Consider the following 13095-nt stretch of genomic DNA (forward strand, 5'->3'; position numbering starts at 1 on the left):
TATCTCCTTCCTTATTAATGGTTTTATTTTGATTCTTTAATATTTGTATCCTGAATAATGTATATAGGTCTGTCTTTTGCTTCTAAATATATATTGGCAATATATTCACCGAGAATACCTAAGGACAATTCGATAATTCCCCCTAAGAACAACACAGCAATAAGCAGTGAAGCATAACCTGAAACGTCTATTCCAAAGGCTAACTTTCTAATAAGGGTAAATACTATAAGCAAAAATGCAACAACGGATATTACAAGACCAAAACACGTAAGAAATCTTAATGGTGTTATGGAAAAAGAAGTAATACCGGTTATGGCATACTTAAACAGACTTTTAAAACTCCATTTGGTTTCGCCTGCGATACGTTCCACATTTTCATAAGGTATCCAGCTGGTTTCAAAACCAACCCATTCAAAAATACCCTTTGAGAAACGCTGCACTTCTGATAACTTCACTATGTTATCTACCATTTGTCTGCTCATTATTCTGAAATCAACGGCATTTTGTACCAGTTGCACATCAGTAAATCTGTTGCTGAATTTGTAAAACATTCCGGAGAAGAAACTTTTGATTTTAGATTCTCCTTTTCTGCTTGTCCTAAGGGCAGCACAGCAGTCATAACCTGCTTCAATCTGCTTTATCATCTCAGGAACCAAAGCCGGCGGGTGCTGTAAATCTGCATCCATTACAATTACATAGTCAGCAGTAGTGTTGCGAAGCCCGGCATACATGGCTGCTTCCTTACCGAAATTACGTGAAAATGAAATAAATTTTACATTATCATGTTTTCCGGCTAAATCCTTCAGTATGGGATAAGTCTTATCCCGGCTACCATCATTGACAAAAATATAACTAAACGAATATTCATCTATTGTTTTATATATTTTTTCGGATTCCACGTAGAACATATTAAGCATTGCTTCTTCGTTATAGCATGGAACCACAACTTCAACAGTTTTCATAATACCTCCAGTAAAAATAATCAGTTAAGTTAATATAGGGACAATTTAATTAGCAAGTTAAATGCCCACAATTAGTAATATTTTACTATAAATTTTGTTCACTGTAAACAAAGAAAGCAATAAGAAAAATGAAACCACGGTAATTATAAACAATAAAGCGGTATTGACATTATTAATAGGAAAAATATAATTAACTTATTAGAAAAAATAACAGAAGAAAGGGCAGTTTTTATGGAAAAGAAGTGGTGGCATGACAAGGTAGCATATCAGATTTATCCTAAAAGTTTTATGGATACAAATGGTGATGGAATCGGAGATATACGGGGAATTATCAATAAGCTTGATTATTTAAAGGATTTAGGAATTGATATTATATGGATTTCACCTATATATCAGTCACCTTTAGTTGATCAGGGATACGATATTTCAGATTATTATAAAATAGATGAACGTTTCGGAACAATGGAGGATTTTGAAGAACTGATTGCTGAAGCAAAAAAAAGAAACATTGGCATTTTGATGGATTTGGTTATAAATCATTGTTCAGACCAGCATGAATGGTTTAAAAAGGCATTGCAGGATATTGAAGGAGAGTATGGAGATTATTTTTATTTTAGGAAAGGGAAAAACGGTCAGCCACCGTGTAATTACCGTTCCTATTTTGGAGGAAGTGCATGGGAAAAGGTTCAGGGAACAGATTACTATTATCTGCACCTGTTTGCCAAGGAACAGCCGGATTTGAACTGGTACAATCCAAAGGTAAAAGAAGAGTTATATTCGATGATTAACTGGTGGCTTGATAAGGGACTAGCCGGTTTTAGAATAGATGCAATTATTAATATAAGAAAAGATTTGCAATTTAAGAGTCTGCCGGCAGATGGAGATGACGGATTTGTTCATGCAGGTGTTGCAGCGGAAAAAGTGCCGGGAATAGGTGATATGCTGGAAGATTTGAAGAAAAATACTTTTGAAAAGCATGATGCATTTACAGTAGCTGAAGTGTTTAATATGAGAAAAGATGAAATTAGGGAATTTATTGGGGACAATGGACATTTTTCCACAATGTTTGATTTCTCTGCTGAGTGTTTGGCTTTTGGAGGACATGGCTGGTACGATGCACCGGAAATAACATTTGAGGATTACAGAAGGGTTATTTTTCATTCTCAAAGAGAGTGTGAAGATGTTGGGTTTATGGCTAATATTATTGAAAACCATGATGAGCCAAGAGGAGCAAGCAGGTATATTCCATCCTATGCCCAAAATGAAACGGGCAAAAAAATGCTTGCCACGGTAAATCTTCTTTTAAGAGGAATACCTTTTATTTATCAGGGACAGGAAATAGGAATGACTAACTGCCCTATGAAAGGAATTGAGGAATACGATGATATAAGTACCATTAACCAGTACAATATGGCTGTACAGGCAGGAGTATCAAAGGAATTGGCATTAAAGGGATGTTACGAGCATAGCAGAGATAATGCAAGGACTCCAATGCAGTGGAGTGATGGAGAAAATGCAGGTTTTACTAATGGAAAACCGTGGCTTAAGGTAAATCCTAATTACAAAGACATTAATGTTTCAGACCAGGAAAACAGGGAAGATTCCCTGCTTAACTACTACAGAAAATTAATTGCTCTTAGAAAATCTGATGAGTACAGGGAACTTCTAACTTATGGAATAACAGAGCCTATTTTTGAAAATGAGGATAAAATATTTGCATACAAACGTGTAAATGAAAGCGGTGAGATTGTAGTTTTAGCTAATTTTGGAAAGCAGGACAAAGTGTTAGAGCTTGAGAATAGAAAGTACCGGGTAATACTTAATAATATGGAAGACCTGGATATGGAAGACGGAAAAGTAAAACTGAAAAGCTGCCAAAGTGTGGTGCTGGTGTAAAAGTTTTTTTATGCAAATAAAATTAATTAAGTAAAAAACATTGACAATAAAAGTGTTTTTATGTAATGTATGTAAAGATGGGGTCGACACATCTTATAAAATACGTAAGAAAGGAGACGAGTGTGATGAAGAAGAGCATTTGTAAGGTTATTGCAATGGGCGCTTTATGTGGCGTTATGCTCACATCGGTCGTGGGAGCAGCAACATTGTATGTAGAAGGAACTTTATATACCAAGAATCCATTATACAGTGCACCTAAGGGATACTCTGATACATACGGTTATAAAAAGATAACCGCTAAATGTACAGTATCCAAGAGTGGATATACTACAAGGTCTGTATCTTCAAGTAAAAGCTTAAAAAGTGGATTTGGTGGAGTTGAAACAGATTGGATATCAGGTCCTACATACAAATCTAGTGGAACTAAATTTGTAAGTAAGCATACTGGGTATAGCCATGATGGTATTTATTCTGAGTTGAAAGCTAGTAAAAAATATTAAATATTAGTTTATAGTTTCTCCATACCCTGCAAGTCAGGGTATGGAGATTAATCAATAATAAGAAGGGGAATATTAATGAGTAAGTCCAAGAAAAGAATCTTTATAATTTCCATGGTTGTTACAATAATAATATGTGGTGTGGCTGCTAAAATGATTATAGACGGTCTAAAACCTCAACAGGAGTATAGTGTTCATTCAGGGATGAAAGTTTCAAATTTAAAGGGAATGTTAGAGCTAAAAAATAATAGCATTGATAATTTTTTAGATAAAGATAATAATATTAAAATAGATTTTGAAATTTACAACTATAATGACAGAAAAGTTAAATATGAAATGACAGTTTTAGTTAATTATCATCAGAAAAGCTTTAAAAAGGATAATTTGGAATTACAAAAATATGAATTTGAATTATCTTCTCAGGGCTGTAATAAATATAGTGTTACATTAGATAAAAAAGCATTTAAGTATCAGGTAAACGATGTTGTTATTGTCCTACGGCAGGACACGGATGTTTATTCAGATGAAAATGAGCTGGTTAGTGATACAAATACAATATGCAGACACTACATAATCGAAAATAATTCCAGTGAGGAAACAATAGTGAAAACTCAAAAAATAAAGATTTCTGAGTTAGATGATGATTTAGATACAGAAGCATCTTTGAAGTGCATGAATATGAAGAAGACATTAGGAATTAGTGTAGATAAAAATCAGAAAATTAAGTTAAAAATAGATATGAAAAATAATGAAATAGGAACAGATTATATATTGGTTTGTCTGCTTAATGGCAATCAGATAAGTATAAATAATAAGGATTATATGACATATTCAGATGATTTAGAGAATATGGAAATTTATGCACCGGACAAATCAGGAAAATATGAAATGGAATTTTTATGCATTCCTAATTTAAGCAATGCCGTGATAAATACAGAAAAAGAAATACCGGTTATAAGTAGTAACAGGTATACACTAGAGGTTGAATGATGTTTAAGTATATAATGATGCAATGGAAACACAAAAAAATAATATTAAGTCTTATGGTGATTGGATTTTTTGTAGGAAGTCTGTTTCTTTCGGTGGGAGCGAGCCTTGTAAAAGAAAATTATAATTACATATTAGACTGCAATTCCGGAGATTATTCTAAACAATTAAATATTGACATGAAAATTAATGAGGGTCTGAACATTGAGAAAATTAAAAGTATTTTTCAGAAATTAGGTAAATATGGGGAGATACAAATTTTATCCCTTGGAGGAGTGGAAACAGATAATGGAGTTTTGCAGATTGTTCCTGTGGAAGCTAAAAATCAGGGTGATTGGCATATACCGATTATTAATGGAAACTATTTAGACGGACAATGTGGTCAGGTTGTTTTAGGAAAAGATGCAGCTGATGCTTTGAAGTCGAAAAAGGGAAAAAATGTGAGTATTAATGGTAAAAAATATAATGTTCGGGGGATTTGCGGAAGGGAAAACAGAGAAACAATATGGGATAATGCCATATATATGGAATTTGAAGACTACATATCATCATTTGGCAATGATTTTTATAATCCACAAAAAAAGAATAATTACATAATGGTATTAAAAAATGGAAAAGATGAATTTATTAATGAATTTGGTGATATTGAACAGAAGTTAAGTAATTATGGTGTTGAAATAGTATATGAGGAAATGGAAAGGAATATAGATGGAAGTTCATTAGACAATTCCATAGCTATTACAGCCATAGCATCGTGTCTGGTATTTTTTATCGCAATAATTAATATTATTAATCTTATGAATTATTGGATGATGGAAAGAAAAAAAGAAATAGGAATTATGAAAGCAATGGGAGCATTAAACGGATTCATTATAAAGTGGGTTGTTGTGGAAATGACCATGATTTCTTCAATGGGCGCAATATTAGCTTTGTTTATTCAGTTTGTAATTAATGTGCTTTTCAAATCTATGCTTGTAAGTTATGGTGTGAATATCAATTTATCCTTTACAAATCTTTTATTAGCAATATTAGTATCCGCATTATGTGGGGTTATTTCAGCGCTTTTAATAGTTCGTAAAAGTGTTATGTTTAACCCAATAGAAGTTATTTCATGTGAGTAGGAGGAAACAAAATGAACGAAGTTCATTTTTCAGGATGTTTCCGACGAAATGCCGCTGACCCGAAGGGAGGGGGCACTACATATTATTAGGAGGAAATATGATTAGCATTATTTTGAAAAGTTTTAAGATTCATAAGAAAAAAAGTGTCCTTAACATAATTCAGTTTTCAATTGCATTTTTTTCTTTGCTGTTAAGTATTTGTATGGTGCAGCAGGTTTTGGAATATAGAAGAAACATTGAATCAATTATGGATTCAGATACGGTGCAAATGTCAGTTACAGAGGATGAAAGTGATGACGAAGAGGACGGAGAAGTTGTAGGAAAGGAGCCACCAAAAACTCAAAAAGATAAATACAGCACCATATATGACGAAATAAAAAGTGATACAAATGTCTCTATCGGTATTTTAGACAATATTAGTGTTTATGATGAAAATAATATGGTTGACAATGCTATTATGGTAAATAAAGATTTTATCAATATGGCAAAGTGGAAATTTCAGGATGGCAACATAGAAAAATTGGTAAATTACAATGACGATGATGTTATTCCTGTTATTGTTAGTTATTCATTAAGGGATAAATATAAGCTTAATGAAAAATATAACATAGAATATATGATAGATGAGGATACATATAATGCCACTATTATGGTAGTGGCTGTTGCAGATAAAAATTCTTATATATTTACAGGGAATGCCACATGTATTTCGGATACTATTAAAAATAAAGAAGATTTTATGGTATTTCCTAAAATAGCAGATTTTTCTGATTTGGCTTATGAGAATAATGTTTTAATCAAGGCAAATAGCGATATGGAGAATATTGAGGACAGATTATCAGATGAATATGAAAATGTAGGAAAAAACATACAGTTTATTAGCCTGGAAAGTCAGATTGAACAATATTACAATAAACAGAAAACAGTTATTTTAGCTACAATGATATTTGCAATTATAATTATTGTTTTGTCATTGTTAGGAACAATTGGAACAATATTGTCTAATCTGGTGCTAAGAAAACGGGAATTTGGTATTCATTATGCCATGGGATTATCAAAAAAACATTTGCTTATTATGACATTAGGGGAAGGTATGGTTATGTTTTTCATTAGTTTTGTAATCTCTATAGCAGGGAGTCTTGCAGTAACATTCTTTATGGCATCTGAGGGCTTTAAAATAACATTAGAAAATGTGGCAATTACACTGCTCGTTATGATTGTATGCATGGTTGTATGTGAGTTGCTACCTATGAGAAAAATTGCAGGTCAGGAACCGGTAGAACTTATAAACGAAGGAGCAGGCAAGTAAAATGAATATAATTGAGTTAAAAAATATTAATAAATTCTTTGGAGAAAAAGAAAGCAGACAACAAATATTAAAAAATATTTCTATAAACATTGAAAAGGGTGAAATGGTAGCCATTATGGGACCATCAGGTTCGGGAAAATCAACAATGCTTAATGTTCTGGGATTATTAGATAATAATTATTCAGGAGAATATATGTTGGACGGGATAGAAGCGTCAAAATTAAGCAATAATGAATTGGCAATGGCTAGAAATGAAAAAATAGGTTTTGTATTTCAGAATTTTAATTTAATAAAAGAATTATCTGCAAAAGAAAACGTAAAAATGAGTCTTATATTTTCAAATATTTACAAAAAGGGTAAGGAAAAAATCAGTAAAAAAGTAATGGATAAAAGTTCTTCTGACATCTTAGAAAAGGTTGGATTGAAAAATCACGAAAACAAGAAACCGGGACAGTTATCAGGTGGTCAGCAGCAGAGGGTGGCAATTGCCAGAGCATTAGTTAATAACCCGGAAATAATTTTGGCAGATGAGCCGACAGGGGCATTAGACAGCAAAATAGGCGAGGAAATAATGAAAGTATTTCTTAAATTGAATAATCAGGGGAAAACGGTTATAATTGTAACTCATGATGAAAGAGTCGCACAGATGTGTGGCAGAACCATACATATTAAGGATGGGGTGGTTCAATAAAGTCGTAGGAGAGTGTTAGGATGACAGAAGAAGAAAAGATGATTAGAGGCATGATTTATGATTCATCAGATAAGGTTCTTGCAATGAAGCGTACAAATGCCCATAAGTTGTCAAAGGATTATAATGATACATATGAAGATGAAGTGGAAAAAAGAGAGGAGATACTAAAAGGATTATTGCCCAATATGGGAAAGGGCACAGCCATTCAGGGACCGGTACAATTTGATTATGGAGTAAATACTGTCTTTGGAACAAATTGTTTTGTTAATTTTAATCTGGTGGTTTTGGATTGCTGTCCGGTTATTATAGGCAATGATGTGTTAATGGGGCCTAACTGTACATTGGCAACACCAATTCATCCAATGTTAATAGAAGAGCGTAAAGTTAAGTTTAAGGAAGATGGCACACCATATGATGAAGAATATGCGGCACCAATTAATATTGAAGACGGTTGCTGGCTTGCATCAAATGTAACAGTGTGTGGTGGCGTTACCATAGGAAAAGGTGCCATTATTGGAGCAGGAAGTGTGGTTACCAGAGATATTCCGGAAGGAGTGTTTGCAGCAGGTAATCCATGCAGGGTAATTCGGAAAATTACAGAAAAAGATTCAATAAAATACAGGAAAGAATTATTTTAGTGGGAAAAATCTTCGGGGGGATGGTATAATAGGTTTATCAGATGAGAGCGGTAATATATGGTATTGAGGGGCATAATTAATTGGAGAAAATTATATTAAAAAATGAATTTGAAATAGTAAAAGAAGAGCTAAGAAATCGAATCAAATGGTTACAATTGATTTTTTGAAGAAAGGGGAACGTAATGTATAAAAAATTATATTGCAAGCATAAAATGAAAAAATATTTGATTGTTATATTGATAATGTTTAGTGGTCTAATATTTAATGCATATAACGTAAATAACGTTTATGCCGGGTCGGATAAAACAAACATGACAACGAGTAGCAGGAAAGTAACAGTTAAAGTATTAAAGGCTACAAAAAAACAAATTAAAATTAAGATTAAAAATAATGGGAAAAAAGATTTCTATTTTTCAGAATTGTTTGTTTTAAAGAAACATGGAAAGAATAAATGGAAAAAAGTGAAATTCAGTGAGAAAGCAGTGTTCTGTAAAACGATAGTGGCGAGGAGTGGCAAAAGCGTTACTGTAAAATTAAAATGGAAAAAATTCTTTGGAAAGAATTTGTCTAGAGGAAAGTACAAAATTAAGTTTGTAAAAACAAAATCATTTAAAATTAAATAGTGAAATGGTTAGTTATTAAGTTGTACTAAATGTTGGAAATTTATTTTCATATGTAGATGAGAAAAATCACTTCTATCGTGACAGAGAAGGGAAAAAATACGTTAAACTGGAATTTGTATCATTTGACTTTAGCGGGTATCCATATATGAATTGAATAAAGGGCGTTGTATATTTAGGTTAGTGGAGCTTAAGTGTATAATTTAATCAGAGAAAATGATGAAATCTGGAAAATGCGCTGAGGCTATAAGATACATACAGGCAAAGTCATAAAAGGAGTGGATGTCAGGTATGAAAAGTAATCAACTAATTGATTTTTTAGAAAAAAGAAGGCAGGAAATATACAAAGATGAACGAAGCATATTGAAAGAATATGATGAGTTGCTTATGAAATACGGAGTAGTGAGGGGATATGATGGCGTAACATATAGTGACCTACAAGGCAACGGAAAAGGCATATGATGTCTGGTACTTTTATGACAGCAATGACAGCGTTATCGGTTTTGAGTACAGCCAGATAAGTGAAATGGATAACAGCCTGAAGAAGACAAGGGTATACTATGAGAAAAATCTTCAGGGAGATGTCATCGGACTTCTGGATGCAAGAGGGACAGAAATCGCTACTTATGCATATGATGCGTGGGGAAATATAACTGACACGGTATGTTATGAAGGAAATGAGACTGCATACGCATTAAATCATATAACATATCGAAGTTATTACAGGGATGAAGAGACGGGATTTTATTATCTGCAGAGCAGATATTATGATACTAATATTTGTAGATTTGTTAATGCAGATGATACGGAAATTATAGGAATTAATGAAGGAAGTATATTTAAAGATAATTTATATGTTTATTGTAATAATAATCCAATAAAATATATTGACCCTAGTGGATATTGGGTAGTTTCAGCAGGAATTGAGTTGGGTGCTGCCTTTGTATTAGGACTTTATGTTATGGTGGGTGTAAATTATGATGGAACAAATTTATCAGTAACACTTGCATTTGGAGTACTTTGTATTACTAATGCGTCTGCATATATTAGTGGTTATCTTGCGTATTATCCTAAAAAGAAGAATGTAAATAGCTTAAATGGAATTGGTTTGTCAACAGGAGCATCGTTTAGTGTTGGTATACATCTATCTGGTTCAGGAGCTGCAGAACTATCACAAAATGGAAATGGATTTTCAGCAAGTGTTGGTTATGGAGCATCTTTTGCACCTATTCCGTATTGGCAAGTTAAAGTTGGATGGACTTGGACAATAGTTAAATGGAAATTATCTAGTATAAAAAATGGGACATCAGTAACAAAATCTCATATAGGTGCTAAAGTTAAAGTGACAAAATATTCTCAATATACCAATATATATATTTATGCGATGAAAAAAACGATTCGTGTATATAATAATAAAAATATAAGGATATATTAGTTATGAATATTGGAAAAAAATTTTTTAAACATATTAAAATAGTAAATATCTTAGTATGTATCTTTTTAACGATTGTATTGGTGCCGGCAATGGTAATGAATATATGTGAAGGAAAGTGGAAAATTGTTCTTTTGTGTATATTGGCGATAGAAATGGGGGGAGGAATAATGCTCTTTCTTTTTAGACATTATCAAAATATGGTAATAGGGGTTCATTTAGTGAATGGTGAAACAGTGGAGATTGTTACTAATAAGGAGATTTTTCGTTACAAGATAGGGCAAGTATCAAAAATAGAAAAAGAGTCAGGTCGAATATGCATATATTGTTGTGGAGAAAAGGGAGAAAGAAAATTCACTTATCAGACGATATATTTTGTAAAAGAGCATATGCCCGACATTAAATCTTGGAAAAGAAAGTTAATTTATACTACATTTGTTGGATTTGATGAGTAAAAAATAAAGAATGAAAGTGTTAAATAACAAGTTGTAAGTAAGATGCAACATTTATAATATCATAAAATGTTGTGCCTTGCTGGTTTAAAGCTCACTAGCCACCTGCATAGCAGGAGACTAGTGAGTTTTAACTTATGGGTCGTGCCCCTGTTGAGTCCGCAAAGCGTGCGAAACATAAACCACCCGCTATGCGGGTGCGCGGTAGATGTTATACAAAAAATCACATTTCCATTTATAATAAGGTTGTTCAAGCCGATTATAAACGAAAGGAAAGGTGATTTTAATGGCAAATAAGACAAATGATGTGTAAGTATCACATAGTATTTATCCCAAAGTATATGAGAAAAGCAATATATGGAGCATACAGGGAAAATACACGTGATATATTGATAAAACTATGCGAAATGAAATAATAGATGAGTTGATAGTTAACAGTACTTGCCCTACAAATTCGCTTTCAATTAAAATACCTGTTACCTATGCTCTGCGGTTAGTTCAGATAAATTGGGCAGACATTATGTTTGCAATAGAAAATGATTATTTTGATATTGAAGCAGCAGTTGAATATGCCGTGCATTTAATGGAACTGGATCAAAGTGATGATTTAATAATAGAATTGGCGTGTATAAAGGCAAATGAGTTGATTCGAGAAGAAATAATAGAAAACTATATAAATAAATTTGTTGAACGAACAACAGTTGAAGAAAGACAAGAAGCAAAAGATAAAATACTTTATGCTGTTATGAATTATTTGTATGAAAACAAACAAATCTTCGAAAACCCTGCTACAGTTATTGAAGTAGTGTATGATGATTTTGGATTTCCAGAATCAATGAAAAAGGTTGTTAGTTACATACCTTCGAAAAATGAGTTGGATAAAGAAAACAATTTATTTTATAATAATTGGAGTGAATATTTATTACAGCAAAGAAAAAAATTAGTGCGATTGAAAAGGTAGATTAAAAGAATACTGTGGAATATAATAAAAAACAGGACTACCGGTATTATGTACTGATTAGTCCTGTTTTTTGAAAACGGAATGTTTTTTATGGGAAAATCCAAACCGAATCCTAAATATTATTTATTGTTATTTTTTACTTCCTGCATTTTCATTGCACGGACTTTCAAAGGAAGACCGAATAATGTGATAAATCCTTCAGCATCGTGGTGGTCGTATAAATCACCTGTTGTAAATGATGCAAGGCTTTCACTGTATAATGAATATGGAGAAGTTGTTCCGGCTTTAATGATGTTTCCTTTGTAAAGTTTAAATTTAACTTCGCCTGTAACATATTCCTGAGTTGATTCAACAAAGGCCTGTACAGCTTCACGGAGAGGAGTAAACCATTTTCCTTCGTAAACAATCTGTGCCATCTTGTTGCCCATATCTTTTTTCGCATTCATTGTATCACGGTCAAGAACTAATTCTTCAAGCTGTTTATGAGCTTCCATAAGAATTGTTCCACCGGGAGTCTCATAAACACCACGGGACTTCATACCTACAACACGGTTTTCAACAATATCTACAATACCGATACCATGTTTGCCACCAAGTCTGTTTAATTCACGTATAATATCAGATACCTTCATCTGCTTTCCGTTGACTGATGTAGGAACACCTTTTTCAAAAGTCATTGTAACATATTCACCTTCATCAGGAGCCTTTTCAGGGGTAACACCTAATACTAAAAGGTGGTCATAATTTGGCTCGTTAGCCGGATTTTCAAGTTCAAGACCTTCATGGCTGATATGCCAGAGGTTACGGTCACGGCTGTAGCTCTGGTCTGTTCCAAATGGAAGATGAATACCATGAGCCTTACAATATTCAATTTCAGCTTCACGGGAATCCATTGTCCACTTATCATCTCTCCAAGGAGCAATGATTTTAATATCAGGAGCTAATGCTTTAATGGCAAGTTCAAAACGAATCTGGTCATTTCCCTTTCCTGTAGCACCGTGGCAAATAGCAACAGCACCTTCTTTTCTTGCAATTTCAACTAATTTTTTGGCAATACCCGGTCTTGCCATTGAGGTACCAAGTAAATACTTGTTTTCATAAACTGCACCTGCCTGTACACATGGAACAATGTAATCATCACAGAATTCATCTGTAATATCTTCTATGTATAATTTAGCTGCACCTGAATATTTAGCTCTCTCATCTAGTCCGTCTAATTCATTTCCCTGTCCGCAGTCTACACAACAGCAAACAACGTCATAATCATAATTTTCCTTTAACCAAGGGATGATAGCTGTAGTATCAAGTCCGCCTGAATATGCCAAAACAACTTTTTCTTTTGCCATTTTACAAATCCTCCAATATATTTTCTTATTTTAAATGTCTAAATCAAAGACATAACTCTAACATCTGATACTATACATCATGGATGCATAAAAATCAAGAAAAAAATAAGATTATATGAATAATTTATGAAAGATGTGTATAAAACTTGCATAATTTCTGGGATAGGTGTATAATATGCCAGG

General features: G+C 33.0%; 14 protein-coding genes and 1 pseudogene. 13 read left to right on the forward strand and 2 right to left on the reverse strand.

The features are described 5' to 3' along the window. Positions 1-23: 23 nt before the first annotated feature. Entirely contained in the window at positions 24-962 is a 939-nt protein-coding gene (locus Q5O30_RS10935; protein WP_021953785.1) for a glycosyltransferase family 2 protein, read from the reverse strand. A 231-nt stretch (positions 963-1193) separates the two neighbouring features. Between Q5O30_RS10935 and Q5O30_RS10940 the strand changes: the two genes are divergently transcribed. The 13 genes and pseudogenes from Q5O30_RS10940 to Q5O30_RS11000 all read left to right on the forward strand — a co-directional run bounded on the left by Q5O30_RS10940 (position 1194) and on the right by Q5O30_RS11000 (position 11566). Further along, positions 1194-2858: an alpha-glucosidase gene (locus Q5O30_RS10940; protein WP_021953786.1), complete on the forward strand. Its 1665-nt coding sequence runs from the start codon at positions 1194-1196 to the stop codon at positions 2856-2858. A gap of 125 nt (positions 2859-2983) precedes the next feature. Further along, positions 2984-3358, forward strand: coding sequence for a hypothetical protein (locus Q5O30_RS10945; protein WP_021953787.1), 375 nt, complete (start codon positions 2984-2986; stop codon positions 3356-3358). A gap of 75 nt (positions 3359-3433) precedes the next feature. After that, entirely contained in the window at positions 3434-4345 is a 912-nt protein-coding gene (locus Q5O30_RS10950; RefSeq protein ID WP_021953788.1) for a hypothetical protein, read from the forward strand. A gap of 53 nt (positions 4346-4398) precedes the next feature. Further along, positions 4399-5463, forward strand: a complete 1065-nt coding sequence (locus Q5O30_RS10955) for an ABC transporter permease (protein ID WP_186840458.1) — start codon at positions 4399-4401, stop codon at positions 5461-5463. A 97-nt stretch (positions 5464-5560) separates the two neighbouring features. Next, positions 5561-6772: an ABC transporter permease gene (locus Q5O30_RS10960; RefSeq protein ID WP_021953790.1), complete on the forward strand. Its 1212-nt coding sequence runs from the start codon at positions 5561-5563 to the stop codon at positions 6770-6772. Position 6773: 1 nt separating this feature from the next. Then, positions 6774-7463, forward strand: a complete 690-nt coding sequence (locus tag Q5O30_RS10965; RefSeq protein ID WP_021953791.1) for an ABC transporter ATP-binding protein — start codon at positions 6774-6776, stop codon at positions 7461-7463. 20 nt (positions 7464-7483) lie between these two features. Continuing rightward, a complete protein-coding gene (locus Q5O30_RS10970) occupies positions 7484-8101 on the forward strand; it encodes a sugar O-acetyltransferase (RefSeq protein ID WP_021953792.1) in 618 nt (205 codons plus the stop codon). Positions 8102-8283: 182 nt separating this feature from the next. Beyond that, the gene (locus Q5O30_RS10975) at positions 8284-8724 is read left to right on the forward strand and encodes an immunoglobulin-like domain-containing protein (protein ID WP_021953793.1); all 441 of its coding nucleotides are present in this window, start codon (positions 8284-8286) and stop codon (positions 8722-8724) included. Between the two features lie 288 nt (positions 8725-9012). Next, positions 9013-9183: a hypothetical protein gene (locus Q5O30_RS10980; protein ID WP_021953794.1), complete on the forward strand. Its 171-nt coding sequence runs from the start codon at positions 9013-9015 to the stop codon at positions 9181-9183. Then, a complete protein-coding gene (locus Q5O30_RS10985; protein ID WP_021953795.1) occupies positions 9152-10156 on the forward strand; it encodes an RHS repeat-associated core domain-containing protein in 1005 nt (334 codons plus the stop codon). Before Q5O30_RS10980 ends, Q5O30_RS10985 begins: the two co-directional genes overlap by 32 nt. 2 nt (positions 10157-10158) lie before the next feature. Continuing rightward, positions 10159-10608: a hypothetical protein gene (locus tag Q5O30_RS10990; RefSeq protein ID WP_021953796.1), complete on the forward strand. Its 450-nt coding sequence runs from the start codon at positions 10159-10161 to the stop codon at positions 10606-10608. A gap of 299 nt (positions 10609-10907) precedes the next feature. Then, positions 10908-11018 (forward strand): annotated as a pseudogene (locus Q5O30_RS10995) (transposase); the annotation flags it as partial. Then, on the forward strand, positions 11006-11566 hold the full coding sequence (locus Q5O30_RS11000; protein ID WP_021953797.1) for a DUF2247 family protein: 561 nt from the start codon (positions 11006-11008) through the stop codon (positions 11564-11566). The pseudogene Q5O30_RS10995 and the gene Q5O30_RS11000, both read left to right, overlap by 13 nt. A gap of 119 nt (positions 11567-11685) precedes the next feature. On the opposite strand, the gene Q5O30_RS11005 is transcribed toward Q5O30_RS11000, so the two are convergent. Further along, a complete protein-coding gene (locus tag Q5O30_RS11005; protein WP_021953798.1) occupies positions 11686-12912 on the reverse strand; it encodes an argininosuccinate synthase in 1227 nt (408 codons plus the stop codon). Positions 12913-13095 lie beyond the last annotated feature (183 nt).

This window comes from Eubacterium sp. CAG:161 (assembly GCF_000432355.1).
Classification (GTDB): Bacteria; Bacillota; Clostridia; order Lachnospirales; family Lachnospiraceae; genus Eubacterium_G; species Eubacterium_G segne.

Coding starts and splice junctions, on each gene's coding strand:
- Q5O30_RS10935 (WP_021953785.1), bottom strand. CDS start 962: ATGAAAACTGTTGAAGTTGTGGTTCCATGCTATAACGAAGAAGCAATG.
- Q5O30_RS10950 (WP_021953788.1), top strand. CDS start 3,434: ATGAGTAAGTCCAAGAAAAGAATCTTTATAATTTCCATGGTTGTTACA.
- Q5O30_RS10990 (WP_021953796.1), top strand. CDS start 10,159: ATGAATATTGGAAAAAAATTTTTTAAACATATTAAAATAGTAAATATC.
- Q5O30_RS11005 (WP_021953798.1), bottom strand. CDS start 12,912: ATGGCAAAAGAAAAAGTTGTTTTGGCATATTCAGGCGGACTTGATACT.
- Q5O30_RS10965 (WP_021953791.1), top strand. CDS start 6,774: ATGAATATAATTGAGTTAAAAAATATTAATAAATTCTTTGGAGAAAAA.
- Q5O30_RS11000 (WP_021953797.1), top strand. CDS start 11,006: ATGCGAAATGAAATAATAGATGAGTTGATAGTTAACAGTACTTGCCCT.
- Q5O30_RS10945 (WP_021953787.1), top strand. CDS start 2,984: ATGAAGAAGAGCATTTGTAAGGTTATTGCAATGGGCGCTTTATGTGGC.
- Q5O30_RS10980 (WP_021953794.1), top strand. CDS start 9,013: ATGAAAAGTAATCAACTAATTGATTTTTTAGAAAAAAGAAGGCAGGAA.
- Q5O30_RS10975 (WP_021953793.1), top strand. CDS start 8,284: ATGTATAAAAAATTATATTGCAAGCATAAAATGAAAAAATATTTGATT.
- Q5O30_RS10960 (WP_021953790.1), top strand. CDS start 5,561: ATGATTAGCATTATTTTGAAAAGTTTTAAGATTCATAAGAAAAAAAGT.
- Q5O30_RS10955 (WP_186840458.1), top strand. CDS start 4,399: ATGGTGATTGGATTTTTTGTAGGAAGTCTGTTTCTTTCGGTGGGAGCG.
- Q5O30_RS10940 (WP_021953786.1), top strand. CDS start 1,194: ATGGAAAAGAAGTGGTGGCATGACAAGGTAGCATATCAGATTTATCCT.
- Q5O30_RS10970 (WP_021953792.1), top strand. CDS start 7,484: ATGACAGAAGAAGAAAAGATGATTAGAGGCATGATTTATGATTCATCA.